Source organism: Streptomyces sp. NPDC057743, assembly GCF_042798755.1.
Taxonomy (GTDB): Bacteria; Actinomycetota; Actinomycetes; order Streptomycetales; family Streptomycetaceae; genus Streptomyces.
Window position 1 is genome coordinate 315037 of the sequence record NZ_JBHVJX010000002.1, and the last position, 17593, is coordinate 332629.

Annotated in this window: 17 protein-coding genes; 6 read left to right on the forward strand and 11 right to left on the reverse strand. The window is 73.3% G+C overall.

Annotated elements, in window-relative coordinates:
- Positions 1 to 13: 13 nt before the first annotated feature.
- Together pknB and ACFVFQ_RS03440 are read left to right on the forward strand one after the other, a co-directional pair.
- On the forward strand, positions 14 to 1984 hold the full coding sequence (pknB, locus tag ACFVFQ_RS03435; RefSeq protein WP_383407837.1) for a Stk1 family PASTA domain-containing Ser/Thr kinase: 1971 nt from the start codon (positions 14 to 16) through the stop codon (positions 1982 to 1984).
- Positions 1985 to 2060: 76 nt separating this feature from the next.
- Positions 2061 to 2960: a deoxyribonuclease IV gene (locus ACFVFQ_RS03440; protein ID WP_383407840.1), complete on the forward strand. Its 900-nt coding sequence runs from the start codon at positions 2061 to 2063 to the stop codon at positions 2958 to 2960.
- 29 nt (positions 2961 to 2989) lie between these two features.
- Here ACFVFQ_RS03440 and ACFVFQ_RS03445 read toward each other — a convergent pair whose 3' ends face one another.
- Positions 2990 to 3610, reverse strand: coding sequence for a sulfite oxidase-like oxidoreductase (locus ACFVFQ_RS03445; RefSeq protein WP_383407843.1), 621 nt, complete (start codon positions 3608 to 3610; stop codon positions 2990 to 2992).
- A 156-nt stretch (positions 3611 to 3766) separates the two neighbouring features.
- Between ACFVFQ_RS03445 and bfr the strand changes: the two genes are divergently transcribed.
- Entirely contained in the window at positions 3767 to 4243 is a 477-nt protein-coding gene (gene bfr, locus ACFVFQ_RS03450) for a bacterioferritin (RefSeq protein ID WP_383407846.1), read from the forward strand.
- Between the two features lie 37 nt (positions 4244 to 4280).
- Here the strand turns inward: bfr and ACFVFQ_RS03455 are convergent, their stop codons facing one another.
- Together ACFVFQ_RS03455 and ACFVFQ_RS03460 are read right to left on the reverse strand one after the other, a co-directional pair.
- Entirely contained in the window at positions 4281 to 4604 is a 324-nt protein-coding gene (locus ACFVFQ_RS03455; protein ID WP_383407849.1) for a bacterioferritin-associated ferredoxin, read from the reverse strand.
- 156 nt (positions 4605 to 4760) lie between these two features.
- Positions 4761 to 6110, reverse strand: coding sequence for a class II 3-deoxy-7-phosphoheptulonate synthase (locus ACFVFQ_RS03460; RefSeq protein ID WP_383407851.1), 1350 nt, complete (start codon positions 6108 to 6110; stop codon positions 4761 to 4763).
- 262 nt (positions 6111 to 6372) lie between these two features.
- Here ACFVFQ_RS03460 and ACFVFQ_RS03465 point away from each other — a divergent pair, with 262 nt between their 5' ends.
- Complete coding sequence (locus tag ACFVFQ_RS03465; protein ID WP_383407854.1) at positions 6373 to 8346, forward strand: anthranilate synthase family protein; 1974 nt, start codon at positions 6373 to 6375, stop codon at positions 8344 to 8346.
- On the opposite strand, the gene ACFVFQ_RS03470 is transcribed toward ACFVFQ_RS03465, so the two are convergent.
- From ACFVFQ_RS03470 to ACFVFQ_RS03490, 5 genes are all read right to left on the reverse strand, one after another.
- Complete coding sequence (locus tag ACFVFQ_RS03470; protein ID WP_383407856.1) at positions 8312 to 9328, reverse strand: 2-hydroxyacid dehydrogenase; 1017 nt, start codon at positions 9326 to 9328, stop codon at positions 8312 to 8314. The two genes, ACFVFQ_RS03465 and ACFVFQ_RS03470, sit on opposite strands and share 35 nt — an antisense overlap.
- Before the next feature lie 144 nt (positions 9329 to 9472).
- Complete coding sequence (locus tag ACFVFQ_RS03475) at positions 9473 to 10501, reverse strand: 6-phosphofructokinase (protein WP_383407859.1); 1029 nt, start codon at positions 10499 to 10501, stop codon at positions 9473 to 9475.
- A gap of 175 nt (positions 10502 to 10676) precedes the next feature.
- Complete coding sequence (locus tag ACFVFQ_RS03480) at positions 10677 to 11348, reverse strand: response regulator (RefSeq protein WP_383407862.1); 672 nt, start codon at positions 11346 to 11348, stop codon at positions 10677 to 10679.
- A gap of 66 nt (positions 11349 to 11414) precedes the next feature.
- Positions 11415 to 12737 carry a MacS family sensor histidine kinase gene (gene macS / locus ACFVFQ_RS03485; RefSeq protein ID WP_383407865.1) on the reverse strand — a complete coding sequence of 441 codons (1323 nt, stop codon included), beginning with the start codon at positions 12735 to 12737 and terminating at the stop codon, positions 11415 to 11417.
- Between the two features lie 67 nt (positions 12738 to 12804).
- Positions 12805 to 13506: a lysophospholipid acyltransferase family protein gene (locus tag ACFVFQ_RS03490; RefSeq protein WP_383407868.1), complete on the reverse strand. Its 702-nt coding sequence runs from the start codon at positions 13504 to 13506 to the stop codon at positions 12805 to 12807.
- Between the two features lie 261 nt (positions 13507 to 13767).
- Here ACFVFQ_RS03490 and ACFVFQ_RS03495 point away from each other — a divergent pair, with 261 nt between their 5' ends.
- Positions 13768 to 14565, forward strand: coding sequence for an alpha/beta hydrolase (locus ACFVFQ_RS03495; RefSeq protein WP_383407871.1), 798 nt, complete (start codon positions 13768 to 13770; stop codon positions 14563 to 14565).
- A complete protein-coding gene (locus ACFVFQ_RS03500) occupies positions 14552 to 15157 on the forward strand; it encodes a hypothetical protein (protein WP_383407874.1) in 606 nt (201 codons plus the stop codon). The genes ACFVFQ_RS03495 and ACFVFQ_RS03500 overlap by 14 nt, the downstream gene beginning before the upstream one ends.
- A gap of 53 nt (positions 15158 to 15210) precedes the next feature.
- On the opposite strand, the gene ACFVFQ_RS03505 is transcribed toward ACFVFQ_RS03500, so the two are convergent.
- From ACFVFQ_RS03505 to ACFVFQ_RS03515, 3 genes are all read right to left on the reverse strand, one after another.
- Positions 15211 to 15906 carry an endonuclease/exonuclease/phosphatase family protein gene (locus ACFVFQ_RS03505; RefSeq protein WP_383407879.1) on the reverse strand — a complete coding sequence of 232 codons (696 nt, stop codon included), beginning with the start codon at positions 15904 to 15906 and terminating at the stop codon, positions 15211 to 15213.
- Positions 15907 to 16088: 182 nt separating this feature from the next.
- Entirely contained in the window at positions 16089 to 17030 is a 942-nt protein-coding gene (locus ACFVFQ_RS03510; protein ID WP_383407883.1) for an ROK family glucokinase, read from the reverse strand.
- 61 nt (positions 17031 to 17091) lie between these two features.
- Positions 17092 to 17565 (reverse strand): DUF5304 domain-containing protein, encoded by a 474-nt coding sequence (locus ACFVFQ_RS03515; protein ID WP_383407888.1) that lies wholly within the window; start codon positions 17563 to 17565, stop codon positions 17092 to 17094.
- Positions 17566 to 17593 lie beyond the last annotated feature (28 nt).

Consider the following 17593-nt stretch of genomic DNA (forward strand, 5'->3'; position numbering starts at 1 on the left):
AGACTCGTCTGCCGTGGATACGACGCTGCAGGACCCGTTGGAGGGCCAGCTGCTCGACGGCCGCTACCGCGTCGAGGGGCGCATCGCCGCCGGGGGCATGGCCACCGTCTACCGGGCCGTGGACACCCGGCTGGACCGCGTGCTGGCGCTGAAGGTGATGCACCCGAGCCTGGCCGTGGACGGGGCGTTCGTGGACCGCTTCATCCGGGAGGCCAAGTCCGTCGCCCGGCTCGCGCACCCGAACGTGGTCGGCGTCTTCGACCAGGGCACCGACGGCACCTACGTCTACCTGGCCATGGAGTACGTCGCCGGCTGCACCCTGCGCGACGTGCTGCGCGAGCGCGGCGCCCTCCAGCCGCGGGCCGCGCTGGACATCCTGGAGCCGATCCTGGCCGCGCTGGGGGCCGCGCACCGCGCCGGCCTGGTGCACCGCGACATGAAGCCGGAGAACGTCCTGATCGGGGACGACGGCCGGGTCAAGGTCGCCGACTTCGGCCTGGTGCGCGCGGTGGACACCCACACCACCGCCTCCACCGGCTCGGTCCTGGGCACCGTCTCCTACCTCGCGCCCGAGCAGATGGAGCACGGCACCGCGGACGCCAGGGTCGACGTCTACGCCTGCGGCGTGGTGCTCTACGAGATGCTCACCGGCGGCAAACCGCACACCGGCGGCACCGCGGCGCAGATCCTCTACAGCCACCTGCACGACGACCTCACCCCGCCCTCGGAGCTGGTGCCGGGCCTGGCGCCGGAGCTGGACGAGCTGGTCGCCGCGGCCGCCGCCCGTTCCCCCGAGGAGCGCCCACAGGACGCGGTGGCGCTGCTGGCCCGGGCCCGGTCGGCCCGGGCGCACCTGACCGACGCCCAGCTCGACCTCGTCCCGCCGCGCGCCCAGGAGGCGGCCGCGGCCGACGAGGAGCGGACGGACGTGCTGCCGCGCCCGGCGGGGGTGCAGCTCGCGCTACCCGTCGAGGGCGAGGCGCAGCTGGATCGCACCAGTCGGCTGGAGATGCCGCCGGCCGGTGCCGCGCCCGCGGACAACCGGACCACCAGGCTCCGCCCGGCGCCGGCCCCGGTGGGCGCCGACCGGCGACCCCGGCGGCGCCGGATCGCGACGATCGTGGCGGCGGTGCTGCTGGTCCTGGGCGTCGGCACCGGCGTCTGGTACATCAACTCCGGCCAATTCACCAGCGTCCCGGCCGTGTTGGACATGCCGCAGGCCAAGGCCGAGCAGACGCTGCGCGGCGAGGGCCTGCGGATCAAGGTGGCGCGGGACTTCAGCCCCAACGTCGCGCGCGGGCACGTGATGGCGACGGACCCGGGGATCGGCAAGCGGATCCGCGGCAACGGCACCGTCACCCTGACCGTCTCCCGCGGCCCGGAGAAGGTCACCGTCCCGGACCTGGCCGGCACCCCGCTCGCGGACGCCCGGCGCAAGCTGCGCGACCTGGGTCTGGTGCCGGGCACCGAGACCCGGCAGTTCAGCGACGAGGTCGCCAAGGGCTCGGTGATCGCCACGGACCCGGCGGCGGGCAGCACCCGGCGGCCGGACACCGCGGTGGGCCTGACCGTCAGCCGGGGCGCGCCCGAGGACGTGCCGAACGTGGTCGGCAAGCCCCGCGCGGACGCCGAGACGGCCCTGAAGGAGGCCGGTTTCCGGGTGCGTTTCGCCGACCAGCCGGTCTTCGCGCCGCAGGACAAGGACAGCGTGGCGCAGCAGTCGCCCGGCGCCGGCGGCACCCTCGGCAAGGGCGAGACGGTGACGTTGACGCTCTCGAAGGGGCCGGAGATGGTCGCCGTGCCGGACGTCGGCGGCAAGAACACCGCGGACGCCACCAAGGCCCTGACCGACGCCGGCTTCAAGGTCAAGGTGGACAAGCCGTTCCTCTTCCCGCAGGACAGTGTCGCGTCCCAGTCGGTGGCCGCCGGCGACCAGGCGCCCAAGGGGAGCACGATCACGATCCGGCTCAAGGGGGCGCTGTAGCCGCGCTCCGCCCGGTGGGCCGCACCGTGCCGGGTGGCCGGTGGGTGGCCGCGGGGGACCTGGCACCCTTGGGAGGGTGAGCACTTCCCTGTCCCCCGAGGGCGCCGCCCAGCGCGCCCGCGCACGCAATCCGGTCGGCGGCCATGTGCCGGTGGCCGGCGGCCTGGCCAAGGTCGGCCTCTCGTACGCCCGGCAGATCGGCTGCGAGGCCGTCCAGGTCTTCGTCGCCAACCCGCGCGGCTGGGCGACCCCGCCCGGCAACCCCGAGCAGGACGCCGCGTTCCGCGAGCGCTGCGCCGCCGAGGACATCCCGGCCTATGTGCATGCGCCGTACCTGATCAACTTCGGCTCGCACACCCCGGCGACGGTGGAGAAGTCCGTGGAGTCGCTGCGCCACTCACTGCGCCGCGGCCGGGAGATCGGCGCGCTCGGCGTGGTCGTGCACACCGGCTCGGCGACCGGCGGGCGCCCGCGCGAGGCGGCGCTGGCACAGGTCAGGGAGCAGGTGCGCCCACTACTGGACGAGCTGACCCGGGACGACGACCCGTGGCTGCTGCTGGAGCCCACCGCCGGCCAGGGCGCCTCGCTGTGCGCACTGGCCGAGGACCTGGGGCCGTACTTCGACGCGCTGGATCGCCATCCGCGGCTCGGGGTGTGCCTGGACACCTGCCACGCGTTCGCGGCCGGGCACGACATGGCGGCGCCCGGTGGCACCAAGGCGCTGCTGGACGAGCTGGTGGAGGTCACCGGCGAGGGCCGGCTGAAGCTGATCCACGCCAACGACTCCAAGGACGTGGTCGGCGCGCACAAGGACCGGCACGCCAACATCGGGGCCGGCCACATCGGCGCGGAGCCGTTCGCCGAGCTGTTCGCCCATCCCGCGACCGACGGCGTCCCGTTGGTGATCGAGACCCCGGGCGGCGAGGCGGGCCATGCGGCGGACGTGGCGCGGCTGAAGGAACTGCGGACGGCCTGAGCCGCTCCGGGCCGGGCGGCGCCGGGGAGTTACAACTCCGGCCCGTCGCCCGGCTCCTCCTGGTACGAGTAGCGCTGCTCGCGCCAGGGGTCGCCGAGGTTGTGGTAGCCGCGCTCCTCCCAGAAGCCGCGGCGGTCGGCCGTCATGTACTCGATGCCGCGGACCCACTTGGGGCCCTTCCAGGCGTAGAGGTGCGGCACGATCAGCCGGACCGGGAAGCCGTGTTCGGCGGTGAGCAGCTCGCCAGAGCGGTGGGTGGCGAAGATGCACCGTTCCCCGCCGAAGTCGGCGAGTTGGAGGTTGGAGCTGAAGCCGTACTCGGCCCACACCATCACGTGCGTGACGTCGGGCGCGGGCGGTGCGAGCTGAAGGATCGTGCGGGTCAGCACCCCGCCCCACTCGGCGCCGAGCATGCTGAACTTGGTGACGCAGTGCATGTCCGCGACGACGGTGTCGTACGGCAGGGCCGTGAACTCCTCGTGCGTCCAACAGTGCTTGGCGCCGTCGGCGGTGGCGCCGAAGACTCGGAATTCCCAGCGCTCCGGGCGGAATTTCGGCACCGGACCGTAGTGCGTGACCGGCCAGCCCCGCTGGAGCCGCTGACCCGGTGGCAGCACCGGCTCCTCTTCGCGACTCTCCGGCTGACCCATGCCTCCATGGTGTCAGACGGTCCGGGGTGCCGATGACCAGGGTGGGATGGATTCAGACAAACCGCACTAAGCGTGCACTTACTGGACGTTGCGCTCAAGGCGGTGCAAGGATGCGCGGCACCTGCCCAGTAACTCGCGTGAAAGGGGCCCGCAACCATGCAGGGCGACCCCGAGGTCATCGAATTCCTCAACGAGCAGCTGACCGGCGAGCTGACCGCGATCAACCAGTACTTCCTGCACGCGAAGATGCAGGAGAACTTCGGTTGGTACAAGCTCGCCAAGTACACCCGCGCCGAGTCCTTCGACGAGATGAAGCACGCGGAGACGCTGACCGACCGGCTCCTCTTCCTGGAGGCGCTGCCGAACTACCAGCGACTGTTCCACGTCCGCGTCGGGCAGACCGTCACCGAGATGTTCCAGGCCGACCGGCAGATCGAGGTGGAGGCCATCGACCGCCTCAAGCGCGGCATCGAGGTCATGCGCACCAAGGGGGACATCACCTCGGCCAACATCTTCGAGGCGATCCTTGAGGACGAGGAGCACCACATCGACTACCTCGACACCCAGCTGGAGCTGGTCGAGAAGCTGGGGGAAGCGCTCTACCTCGCCCAGGTGATCGAGCAGCCGAGCTGAGGGCCGGCGGTGCGCGCCGGCGGGACGACCAGGGAGGTCACGCGGCCGCCGGGAGGCCCACGGGCCCCGGTGCGCCCTCCTCCGCGGCCGGCGTCAGGGGCACGGACTCCGGGCCCGGCGCGTCCGGCGCCTGGTCCCACTCGGCGGACTCCGAGCGCAGCGCGTCGGGGGCGCCGCGGTCGATCAGCTCCCGGCGGGGGCACGCACCGCGCCCCAGCAGCGCCTGGATGCGGCGGACGCAACTGCCGCAGTCGGTCCCGGCCTTGCAGGCGGAGGCGACCTGGCGGGGCGTGCAGGCACCCCGGTCCGCGTGCTCACGAACCTGCTGCTCGGTGATGCCGAAGCAGGAGCAGACGTACACGCGGGTTCACCTCCGATAAGGGCGCCTCGACCCGATCTCCGTGATCGTCAGTGAGGTTACCCTTACCTTACCCGCCATGGCAGGCGCGGAACAACGCACGGCAACGCAGTGGGGCGCGGATCACAGGATCCGCGCCCCACCGTCATGCCGGGCACCTCACTGGTCGCGGTACATCTCCGCCACCAGGAAGGCCAGGTCCAGCGACTGGCTGCGGTTCAACCGCGGGTCGCAGGCGGTCTCGTAGCGCTGGTGCAGGTCGTCGACGAAGATCTCGTCGCCGCCGCCCACGCACTCGGTGACGTCGTCGCCGGTCAGCTCGACGTGGATGCCGCCCGGGTGCGTGCCGAGTGCCTTGTGGACCTCGAAGAAGCCCTTGACCTCGTCCAGCACGTCGTCGAAGCGGCGGGTCTTGTGGCCCGAGGCCGCCTCGAAGGTGTTGCCGTGCATCGGGTCGGTGATCCAGGCGACCTGGGCGCCGGCGGCGGTGACCTTCTCCACCAGCTCGGGCAGCTTGTCGCGGATCTTGTCCGCTCCCATGCGGGTGATGAAGGTCAGCCGGCCCGGCTCGCGCTCCGGGTCGATCCGGTCGATCAGGGCGAGCGCGTCCTCGGCCGTCGTCGTCGGACCCAGCTTGACGCCGATCGGATTGCGGACGCGGGAGGCGAACTCGATGTGCGCGCCGTCCAGTTGACGGGTGCGCTCGCCGATCCAGACCATGTGGCCCGAGACGTCGTAGAGGTTGCCGGTGCGGGAGTCGGTGCGGGTCAGCGCCGACTCGTAGTCCAGGATCAGCGCCTCGTGCGAGGAGTAGAACTCCACCGTCTTGAACGCCTCCGGGTCCACCCCGCAGGCGTTCATGAAGTTCATCGCCCGGTCGATCTCGCGCGCCAGCGCCTCGTACCGCTGGCCCGACGGCGAGGACTTCACGAAGTCCTGGTTCCAGGCGTGCACCTGGCGCAGGTCGGCGTAGCCACCGGTGGTGAAGGCCCGGACGAGGTTCAGCGTCGAGGCGGAGGCGTGGTACATCCGCTTCAGGCGCTCGGGGTCCGGGGTGCGGGCCTCGGGGGTGAACTCGAAGCCGTTGACGGAGTCGCCGCGGTAGGTCGGCAGGGTCACCCCGTCGCGGGTCTCGGTCGGCTTGGAGCGCGGCTTGCTGTACTGACCGGCGATCCGGCCGACCTTGACCACCGGGACGGACCCGGCGTACGTCAGCACGGCGCCCATCTGGAGCAGGGTCTTGAGCTTGTTGCGGATGTGCTCGGCGGAGACGGCATCGAACGCCTCCGCGCAGTCGCCGCCCTGGAGCAGGAACGCCTCACCTCGGGCGACCGCGGCGATCCGCTCGCGCAGCTGGTCGCACTCGCCCGCGAAGACGAGCGGCGGATAGGACGTAAGCTCCGCGATCACATCGCGCAGAGCCTCTTGGTCCGGCCAGTCAGGCTGCTGCGCCGCGGGCAGGTCTCGCCAGGTGTGGCCACCGGCGTGGGTTTCAGCGTTCACGGTCACGTCCCCAACATTACGGGGTCCCCGGGGGGTGTCCGTCCGGCATCCGGACTGTGAGACGCGGGCGAGGGGCGATCCGATAGGGTTCCCGCCATGCAGACGCGACCGCTCATGCACCTGAACTGGTGGTGGACCGCCCAGCCGGCGGCCCACTGATTCGCGTCACCCACCCACAGACCGCGAAGGCCGCCCGAGGGGCGGCCTTCGGTGTTCTGGCGGCCGTTCCCTCCGTACCGGAAGCATTGACCTCCCGGAAGGAACCGCCATGCACCCCCAGCCCCAGCCCGACGCCGCCGCGCTGGTCCAGCGGCTGCTCGACCCCGCCTGCCCGCCGTTCGCCCTGCTCCGCCGTCGCGCACCGGGCCGGGACGACGCCGTCGTCGAGGTGCTGATCGGCGCGGTGACCGAGGTCGAGCACCTGGCCGACATCCCGCTGGGCACCGGGGTGCCCAGCGCGCCGGTGACCGACGCGCTGGCCCTGGTCCCGTTCCGACAGATCCGCGAGCGCGGCTTCCGGGCGCACGACGACGGCACCCCGCTGGCCGTGCTGCACCCCGACGAGCACCACGAACTCCCGCTGCCCGCACTGCTGTCGGCGCTGCCGGCGCACGAGGTGGCGGTGGACGGCGGGGCCTTCGACGTCGGTGACGAGGCGTACGCGGAGATCGTCGAGCGGGTGGTGCGGGAGGAGATCGGCACCGGCGAGGGCGCCAACTTCGTCGTCCGCCGCACCTTCGAGGGCGAGATCGCCGCCTTCTCCGCGGCCGACGCGCTGGCGCTCTTCCGCCGGCTGCTGGCCGGCGAGCGCGGGGCGTACTGGACGTTCGTGGTGCACCGTCCCGGCGTGCGCACGCTGGTCGGCGCCAGCCCCGAGGTACACGTCCGGATGGCCGGCAACACCGTCGTGATGAACCCCATCAGCGGGACCTATCGCTATCCCGCGCAGGGGCCCACCGCGGAGGGTCTGCTGGCGTTCCTCGGCGACCGCAAGGAGGTCGAGGAGCTGTCGATGGTGGTCGACGAGGAGCTGAAGATGATGTGCACCGTCGGCGACCGGGGTGGGGTGGTGGTCGGGCCCCGGCTCAAGGAGATGGCGCACCTGGCGCACACCGAGTACGAACTGCGCGGCCGCTCCACCCTGGACGTGCGCGAGGTCCTCAAGGAGACGATGTTCGCGGCGACGGTCACCGGGTCGCCGGTGCAGAACGCCTGCCGGGTCATCGAGCGGCACGAGCCGGTGGCCCCGGACGGCCGCGGCCGCGGCTACTACGCCGGTGCGCTGGCGCTGCTCGGCCGGGACGCGAACGGCGCGCAGACGCTGGATTCCCCGATCCTGATCCGCACCGCGGACATCGCCGCCGACGGTGCGCTGCGGGTCCCGGTCGGCGCCACCCTGGTGCGCGCCTCCGACCCGTATGGCGAGGTCGCCGAGACGCACGCCAAGGCGGCCGGGGTGCTGACCGCGCTGGGCGTTCGGCCGGCCCCCGCGCGGGCCGCGGCCGAGTCGGCGCCACGCCTGGCCGACGATCCGCGGGTGCGGGCCGCGCTGGACGCCCGCCGCGCCGACCTGGCCCCGTTCTGGCTGCGGATGCAGACCACCGCCCCGGTCGCCGGGCTGCGCGGGCACGCCCTGGTGATCGACGCCGAGGACACCTTCACCGCGATGCTGGCGCACCTGCTGCGCGCCTCCGGACTGACGGTGACGGTCCGCCGCTACGACGAGCCGGGGCTGCGCGCGGCCGCGTTGGCGCACCGGGGGCCGGTGGTGCTGGGCCCGGGCCCCGGCGACCCGACCGACACCGCCGACCCCAAGATGCGCTTCCTGCGCGCGCTCGCCGCCGACCTGGTGGCCGGCCACCGCCCCACCGCCGCCGCGGAGCACGCCCCTTCGGGCCGCCCCCTGCTCGGCGTCTGCCTCGGCCACGAACTCATCGCCGCCGAGCTGGGGTTGGAGATCGTCCGCAAGGAGGTGCCGTTCCAGGGCGCCCAGGAGCGGATCGACTTCTTCGGGCGGCCCGAGACGGTCGGCTTCTACAACACCTTCACGGCCCGCTGCGACGACCGGACGGCGGTCGAACTGGCCATGCACCGCGTCGAGTTGAGCCGGGACGAGGCGAGCGGCGAGGTGCATGCGCTGCGCGGACCCGGCTTCGCGGGGGTGCAGTTCCACCCCGAGTCGGTGCTGACGCGGGGCGGTGCGGCGCTCACCGCGCAGCTGCTGGCAGCTGTCCTCGTGTGACCAGCATGTTGCCGTTGGTGCGGCCGGCCAGATGGTCCTCGACGTTGACCACGGTGGTCTCGACGATCTGGCCGACCGCCTCCGCGGTGAAGTACGCCTGGTGCGAGGTGACCAACACGTTCGCGAAGGTCATCAGCCGGGCCAGGGTGTCGTCGCTGATCACGTCCAGGGACTTGTCGTAGAAGAACAGCCCGGCCTCCTCCTCGTAGACGTCCAGGCCGACTCCGGTGAGCCGGCCGGCCTTGAGCGTCTCGACCAGGGCCGCGGTGTCGATCAGCCCGCCGCGGCTGGAGTTGACCAGGATCGCGTCGGCCTTCATGGCGGCCAGCGCGGCGGCGTCGACCAGGTGCCGGGTGTCCTCGGTCAGCGGGACGTGCAGGCTGACCAGGTCCGCCTCGGCGAACAGGCGCTCCCGGGGGACGTAGCGCATGCCCAGCGCCAGGCACTCGGGGTTCTCGGCGAGGTCCCAGCCCAGCAGCTCCATCCCGAAGCCGTGCGCGATCCTGGCGAAGGCGGTGCCGATCTTGCCGGTGCCGAGCACCCCGACCGTGCGGCCGTGCAGGTCGCGGCCCATCAGGCCGTCCAGCCGGAAGTCGAAGTTCCGGGTGCGGTTGGCGGCCGGGACCAGCCGCCGGTTCACCGCCAGCGCCAGCAGCCAGGCGAACTCCGCGACCGCGTACGGCGAGTAGCTGGAGACCCGGCCGATGGTCATGGCGAGGTCGGCGGCGGCCTCCAGGTCGATGTTGTTGAAGCCGGTGGAGCGCTGGGCGACCATCTTGGTGCCGCCGGCCGCGAGGGTCTGCAGCACCTCGGCGGTCAGGTCGTCGTTGACGCTGGTGGAGACGACCTCGTAGCCGTGGGCGATGGGGGCGGTATCGCGGTTGAGGAAGACGTCCAGGGCACGGACCTGGTGGCGGCCGGCGAACGCCTTCTCCAGGAGCGCCCGCTCGTCCGCCTGCACACCGAAGGCGACGATCTCCACGTTCTCTCCCGTTCTCCCCCCGCCGGCGGTGGCGCGGCGGCGCCGGGCGGCAGCGGGGCGCGCAAGCAATGGGCCGGACATGTCGCGACACGGCAAATGTACGGCCCATCGCCCGGCGGTGCCGTCCGGGAGCGGGCGGCGGCCTCAGCCGAAGAAGACGCCGACCTCGGCGTAGAGCGCGGGGTCGACCGTCTTGAGCTTGGCGGTCGCCTCGGTCAGCGGCACCCGGACGATGTCGGTACCGCGCAGCGCGACCATCTTGCCGAAGTCGCCGTCCCGCACCGCGTCGATGGCGTGCAGCCCGAAGCGGGTGGCCAGCCAGCGGTCGAAGGCACTGGGGGTGCCGCCGCGCTGGGTGTGGCCGAGGACGGTGGTGCGGGCCTCCTTGCCGGTGCGCCGCTCGACCTCCTTGGCCAGCCACTCGCCCACGCCGGAGAGCCGGACGTGGCCGAAGGAGTCGGTGCTGCCGTCCTTGAGGACCATCTCGCCGTCCTTGGGCATGGCGCCCTCGGCGACCACCACGATCGGCGCGTAGCTGGCCTTGAAGCGGGACTCGATCCAGCGGCAGACCTCGTCGACGTCGAAGCGCTGCTCCGGGATGAGGATGACGTTGGCGCCGCCGGCCAGGCCGGAGTGGAGCGCGATCCAGCCGGCGTGCCGGCCCATCACCTCCACGACCAGCACCCGCATGTGCGACTCGGCGGTGGTGTGCAGCCGGTCGATGGCCTCGGTGGCGACGCCGACGGCGGTGTCGAAGCCGAAGGTGTAGTCCGTGGCCGACAGGTCGTTGTCGATGGTCTTGGGCACGCCGACGCAGGGGACGCCGTACTCCGCGCAGAGCCGGGCGGCGACGCCGAGGGTGTCCTCGCCGCCGATCGCGATCAGTGCCTCGGTCTCGTGCTTGGCGAGGGTCTCCTTGATCCGGCGGACGCCGTCCTCCTCCTTGAAGGGGTTGGTCCTGGACGAGCCGAGGATGGTCCCGCCGCGGGGCAGGATGCCGCGCACGGCCGGGATGTCCAGCCGCACCGTCCTGTCGCTGAGCGGTCCGCGCCAGCCGTCCCGGAAGCCGACGAAGTCGTATCCGTACTCCTGGGTGCCCTTGCGGACGATGCCCCTGATCACCGCGTTCAGACCCGGGCAGTCGCCGCCGCCGGTCAGTACTCCGACCCGCATCGCTTCACCTTCATCCCGTCCGTGGCCGCGTACGGCCGTCCGTGAACGTAACGACCGTCACGCTAATGGTGAGCCGGGTCACCCAGGGATGGGGTGTGCGCCGATTCCCCTCCGTATCAAGGGAGTTGGCGCCCGCTCTTCACCCGTACGAGCGGCGGGCCGGAGCGGCCGCGGGTCAGACGCCGTCCAGGCCGCGCTCGATGGCGTAGCGCACCAGCTCGACGCGGTTGTGGAGTTGGAGCTTGCCGAGGGTGTTCTGGACGTGGTTTTGCACCGTGCGGTGCGAGATGACCAGCCGCTCGGCGATCTGCTTGTACGAGAGCCCCTTGGCGACCAGGCGCAGCACCTCGGTCTCGCGCTCCGTCAGCCGGGGCGCGTCCGGCTCGTCGGCGGCCGCCGGGGTCGGTTCGGTCGCCAGCCGGCGGTACTCGCCGAGGACCAGGCCGGCCAGGCCGGGGGTGAAGACGGGGTCGCCGGCGGCGGTGCGGCGGACCGCGTCGAGCAGTTCCTCGGTGCTGGCGGACTTCAGCAGATAGCCGGTGGCGCCGGACTTCACCGCCTCCAGGACATCGGCGTGCTCGCCGCTGGCGGAGAGCACCAGCACCCGCAACGACGGGTCTGCGCCGACCAGTTGCCGGCACACCTGGACGCCGGGCAGCCCCGGCAGGTTGAGGTCCAGGACCAGCACGTCGGGCGCCGCCGCCTGGGCCCGGCGCACCGCCTGCGGCCCGTCCCCGGCCGTCGCCACCACCTCGAACCCGGCCTCCGCCAGATCCCGGGCGACCGCGTCCCGCCACATCGGGTGGTCGTCGACCACCATGACCCGCAGGCCCGTCCCGTCACTCATGCACTGCCTCGCTTCGCCCGCCCCGCCCGGTACGCACCGACCAAGGGCCGCGTCCGCCGCGCTCGTTCACGCGCCGGTCCTCCCCCGTCGTCCGTCCTTGGGCGCGGCGCCCTTGGGAACCGTCAACTCCACTTCCGTGCCCTGGCCGGGGACCGAGAGCCACTCGGCGCCGCCGCCCAACTCCCGCAGCCGGCCCCGGATCGAGAGCGCCGCGCCGAGGCGGCCCTCGCGCTCGGCCGCGGCGAGCCGGCCCTCGGGGATGCCCGGGCCCTCGTCGCGCACCGTCACGACCACCGCGTCCGGCTCGTCCTCCACCAGGATCCACGCGCGAGCCTCGGCCCCCACGTGCACCCGGACATTGTCCAACGCGGCACCGACAGCGGCGGTCAACTCCCCCGCGGCGGCGGCCGGCAGCGCGACCGGGGTGCCCGGGCCGGACAGCGTCACCCCGGCCCCGGCGTACGGGGCGAGCAGCGCCATCAGGTCGCAGGGGCCGCCGCGGTCGGCCGGCGCCGGGACGGGAACCGCGGCGCCGTCCGCCGCGCCCTCCACCGTGGTCTGGGCCGGCACCGCCGCCATCCGCTGCCGGGGCACCAGCCCGCCGGCCACCAACGTGCGCAGCGCCACCTCCTGTTCGCCCGCCATCCGCCCCAGCTCGGCCGCCTCGCCGCCGATCGCGGAGCCGCGCCGCTGCACCATGGCGAGCACCTGGAGCACGCTGTCGTGGATGTCGCGGGCCAGCCGCTCCCGCTCGCGGGTGGCCGCCTCGATCTGGAGGGCGCGCGCCAGGGTGCGCTCACTGGCCCGCGCCACCTCGACGACGTAGCCGATGGCGACGCTGGCCACCCACACCAGCACCACGTTGTGGACGGTGTCCCGGGCCAGCTCCTGGCGCTCGACGAGGTTGGCCGCCGCCACGATGGTGGAGGCCACCGCCGCCCACCGCCAGCCGCCCTTGATGGCGAAGCCCAGCACGGCGCCCGCCGTCCAGATGGACGGGAGCGTCGGGCTGCCGTCCATGATGCGGGCCTGGGTGTCGATGACCGAGGTGAGCAGGATGCCGCCGACCGCGAAGCCGAGGTCGACGAGGAGGAAGCGCCGGGTGCAGCGCTCGGCGGAGGTCGTCCGGCGCCAGCTCAGCCCGGTCCAGAGGGTGAGCGCGGCCAAGTACGCGGCGGCGCCTGGCGGGTGTGCGTAGTGCGGGTACGCCACGGCGCCCAGGCACAGCACGTAGACCAGGGTCAGGATGCGGTAGCCGGTCAGCGCCCGCCACAGTGGCAGCTCGACGGACATCCGCAGCGCCTTCTGGCGGCCGCCGTCGGCCGCGTCCCGGGCGCCCGGTGCATCACCACCCGCGGTCCGGGCGTCCTGAATGTCGGCATCCGTCATGCGGGCCCCCACCCCTCACCGGGGGCCGCGCCGCCCCCGGTCTCGACTCGTCCTTCCGTCCCGCGCGCTACGCCTTCTTCTGCGCCTCCGCGGCCTTGGCCGCCTCGGCGATCTGCCGCTTGGCGGCGGTCGCGTAGATGTCGACGTACTCCTGGCCGGAGAGCTTCATGATCTCGTACATCACCTCGTCGGTGATCGAGCGCAGGATGTACCGGTCGTTCTCCATGCCCTGGTAGCGGCTGAAGTCCAGCGGCTTGCCGATCCGGATGCCGGGCCGGACCATCTTCGGCAGCACCTTGCCGGGCGGCTGCACCTTCTCGGTGTCGATCATCGCCACCGGGATGACCGGCGCTCCCGTGGCCAGCGCCACCCGCGCCAGGCCGCCGGGCTTACCGCGGTAGAGCCGGCCGTCCGGGGAGCGGGTGCCCTCGGGGTAGATGCCGAAGAGCTCCCCGCGCTCCAGCACCTCGATGCCGCTCTTGATCGCCGCCTCGCCCGCGCCGCGGGCGCCCGAGCGGTCCACCGGGAGCTGCCCCACGCCCTTGAAGAACGCGGCCGTCAACTTGCCCTTCACCCCCGGCGAGGTGAAGTACTCCGCCTTCGCGATGAAGGTCACCTTGCGGTCGAGCACCGCGGGCAGGAAGAACGAGTCCGAGAAGGACAGGTGGTTGCTCGCGAGGATCGCCGCACCCTCGGCGGGCACGTTCTCGATGCCTTCCACCCAGGGGCGGAACGCGAGCCGCAGCGAACCGCCGAGGGAAAACTTCATTGCGCCGTAGATCAACCGACTGCCTCCTGTGTCTGACGCAATGACCTTAACCCCCGCGCGGCGCGCCGGAGGCCGCGGCGGGCCATCGGGCCGCGCGCACGCCCACCGGGGGCCGCGCACGGGTCCCGTCGGGGGCGGCGCGCGCCCGGCGCACCGCGCTCCGGTGCCCGCCGCTCCCACCGTCCACGGCCCTACCCCGCCGCGGTTACTTTGCGTACCCTGAAGTAACCCGCCAGCCCCCTCATCGATCGGAGTCCTCCGGTGCCGCTCCTCCCCGGAGCCGAGCCGTTCCGCCGTGACGGCGGAGACGTCGGCGTCCTGTTCTGCCACGGCTTCACCGGCTCCCCCCAGTCCGTCCGCCCCTGGGCCGAGTACCTCGCAGAGCGGGGCCTGAGCGTGACCGTCCCGCTGCTGCCCGGCCACGGCACCCGGTGGCAGGACATGCAGCTCACCACCTGGCAGGACTGGTACGCCGAGGTCGACCGGGAGTTGCGCGCGCTGACCGAGCGCTGCGGCACGGTCTTCGTCTGCGGCCTGTCGATGGGCGGTGCGCTGGCGCTGCGGCTGGCCGCCCAGCACGGCGACGCCATCAGCGGGGTGGCGCTGGTCAATCCGGGCAACAAGGTCCACGACCGGGCGGCGCCGCTGCTGCCGGCGCTGCGCCACGTCGTCCGGTCCACAAAGGGCATCGCCAGCGACATCGCCAAGCCCGGTGCGACCGAGGTCGGTTACGACCGGGTGCCGCTGCACGCCGCGCACTCCCTGCGGGCGTTCTTCCGGCGGGTCGACGACGAACTGCCGCGCGTGACCCAGCCGTTGCTGGTGATGACCAGCCCGCAGGACCACGTCGTCCCGCCCGTCGACTCCGACCGCATCCTCAGCCGGATCTCGTCCACCGACGTCCGGCACACCCTGCTTGAGCGCAGCTACCACGTCGCCACCCTCGACCACGACGCGGAGCGGATCTTCGCCAACACCCATGACTTCATCACCCGGCTCGCCCCCGAGGCCCGGCCGGACGCAGCCTGGGAAGGGACGGCGGCCCGTGGCGGAGCGTAGCCCCCGCGACCCCCGGGACCCGCTCGACGAGGACGCCGCCTGGGCGCAGATCGTGGCGGGGTACGGCGAGCGGCCCCAGTTCCCGGGCCCGGACGCCGACGAGGCCAGCGGCGGCCGGCCGGCGGGCGCCGCGGCGGCCGAGGGCGAGGCCACCGCCGTGGACTCCCCCGCACCGCACCCCGCCGACGACGACCGGCCCGGCGCGGACCCCCCGGGCCCGGGCGCCCCCGGCGACATCCCCCCGTCCCGCCCCGGCAGCTTCGTGGTCTTCGCCCCCGGCGTGGGCCCGCGCGACTGGTCCGCCCGCGAGCCCTCCGACGACGACTTCGACGAGGACGACGAGGGCCACTTCACCCCGCCCGAGCCGCCGCCGCTGCCGCAGGCCGACACCACCACCAAGTTCGCCTGGATCGCGGCGCTCGGCGGCCCGTTGCTGTTGGTCGCCATGGTCGTCTTCCAGCAGCCGCTCACCTGGTGGGTCGTCGTCCTGGGCGTCGGCGGCTTCCTGGGCGGCCTGGGCACCCTCTTCGCCCGGATGAACAACGACCACGACGGGGACGACGACCTGCCGGGCGGCGGCGCGGTGGTCTGAGCGCGGGGGGCTGAACGCGGGGGCCCGAGCGGGCCGTTGCCGAGGGCGGCCGGTCAGCTGCCGGCCGGCACCCGCAGGGCGGCCAGCACCGGCAGGTGGTCCGAGGCGGCCCGCAGGTCCGCCGGGCGCAGGCCGGGCAGCGCCCGCGGCACCCCGCACCCGAGCACCTCGACGCCGTCGGTGGCGAACACCGCATCGATCCGCTGCCGGGGCTCGTGCGAGCCCGAGGTGAACTCGCCACCGCACGGCGCACTCGCCCAGCCGTCGTGGAGCTCCGCCGCGATCCGGCGGAAACTCCGGCCGTCCGGGCGGTCGTTGAGATCCCCGCCGACCACCGCATGCCGCACCCCCAGCCCGGCGACGCGCTGAAGCACCAGCTGGGCCTGCGCGTACCGCTCCCGCGCGGACAGGCTCAGATGACAGCTCACGACGCCGAGCCGGGCCCCGCCGAAGCGGAGCACCGCGGTGGCCAGGCCCCGTTGGTGCAGCCCGGGGGTGCGGGGCAGCAGCACGTCCTCGGTGCGCTCGACATGGGCGCGGAGGGTGGCCAGCACCATCGGTCCTGCGGTCGTCGCGCCGCCGGTGACGTAGACCAGGCCGGCGGACCGGGCCAGCCGTTCGGCGGCCTTGCGCCAGCGGAAGAACCGCGGCGCCTCCTGGACGAGGACGACATCGGGGGCGCAGGCCCGGATGACCCGGGCCAGCGCCGCCGTGTCGTCGCGCATCGAGCGGATGTTGTAGCTGAGCACCCGGACGACCGCGGAACCGCTCCGCTCCGCTCCGCCTCTGCTCTTTTCCCAGACCTCGGAAGCAGAGCACGCCTCCGTGGCGGAGGCGGCAAGTCCGGCCGTGGGCGCGGCCGTTGCGGAGTCGGAACCGGACCCTACCGGGCCGGACGCGGGCCGTCCGGAGCGCTCGCCGCCCATCCGCGTCAGCCCTGGCGCGCCAGGTCGGCCGCGCCCACCAGCCCGGCCTTGCCGCCGAGTTGGGCGGCGAGCACCTGGGCGTGCGGCCGCCACTGGCTGCCGACCAGCCAGCGCCGGAAGGACTTGCGGATCGGGTCCAGGACCAGCTCGCCCTCGTCCGAGACCCCGCCGCCGATGATGAACGCCGACGGGTCGAAGAGCGAGGCCAGGTCGGCGAGGCCGGCGCCGGCCCAACGGGCCAGCTCGCGGAACGAGTCGATGGCGACCGGGTCGCCGTGCCGGGCGGCCTCGCTGATGTGCTTGCCCTGGATGCCCTCGGGGGTGCCGTCGCCGAGCGCGAGCAGCGCCGCGGCGTTCTCCGGGGTGGCGAGGGCGCGCTGCCGGGCGTAGCGCAGCAGGGCGCGGCCGGAGGCGTACTGCTCCCAGCAGCCCTGGCTGCCGCAGCCGCACAGCAGGCCGTCCGGGACGACCCGGATGTGGCCGAACTCGGCGGCCACGCCGAAGCGGCCGCGGCGCAGCTTGTTGCCGATGATGATGCCGCCGCCCAGGCCGGTGCCGAGGGTGATGCAGATGACGTCGCTGTGGCCCTTGCCGGCGCCGAACTTGTACTCGCCCCAGGCCGCGGCGTTGGCGTCGTTCTCGACCACCACGGGCAGGCCGACGCGCTGCTCGACCTTGTCCTTGAGCGGCTCGTGGCGCCAGTCGATGTTCGGCGCGAAGAGGACCGTGGCCCGCTTCTCGTCCACGTAGCCGGCGGCGCCGATGCCGACGGCCTCGACGCGGTGGCCGACGCCGACCGTGCGGACGGCGTCGGCGATGGCCTCGGTCAGCTCATCGGTGGCTCGCGGGGTCGCTACCTTGCACGTCTCAAGGATCGAACCCTCTTCGTCGACCACGCCGGCCGCGATCTTCGTGCCGCCGATGTCGACGCCGATGGTGAGTCCCATGTGTCCCTCAGTTTTCGCTCGAACCCCGCCGTGCCCCACCGTACCGGAGGCGGGGGAAGCGTCAGTCGAGGTCAATGCGTTCGGTACCGGACGGGCCGTCGTCGCGCGGATCGTCGGGCCGGCCCCCGGGGCCCTCGTCGGTGTGCGCCTCGCGGGTCCAGCGGCGCTCGCTGCCCTCGACCGCCGAGCGGTAGGCGGCGAGGAGTTCGGAGCCGGCCGCGGCGAGGTGGTCGAAGACGTCGGGGTTGCGCTCGATGACCGGCTCGACGGCGGCCTTGGCCTGCCGCAGCAGCCCGCCCACGGCGCCGCTGGCGGCCATCCCACCGAGCGCGCCGGGCAGTTGGATGCCGGCCAGCTTGTCGGTGACCGCCTCGGCCAGCTTGCGCAGCTCGTCGGCGGCGCTGCCGGGCGGGGGGCCGTAGGCGGCCCGGCGGCGGGCCTGCTCCGCGGCGAGGTCCTCGGCGCAGGCCGTCTCCCAGGCGTCGGCGTCCGGCGCGGCGCTGTGGTCGGCGGGACGCTCGGTGGCATCACTCATGGCGGGCTCCGTGGACTCCTCGGGCGGT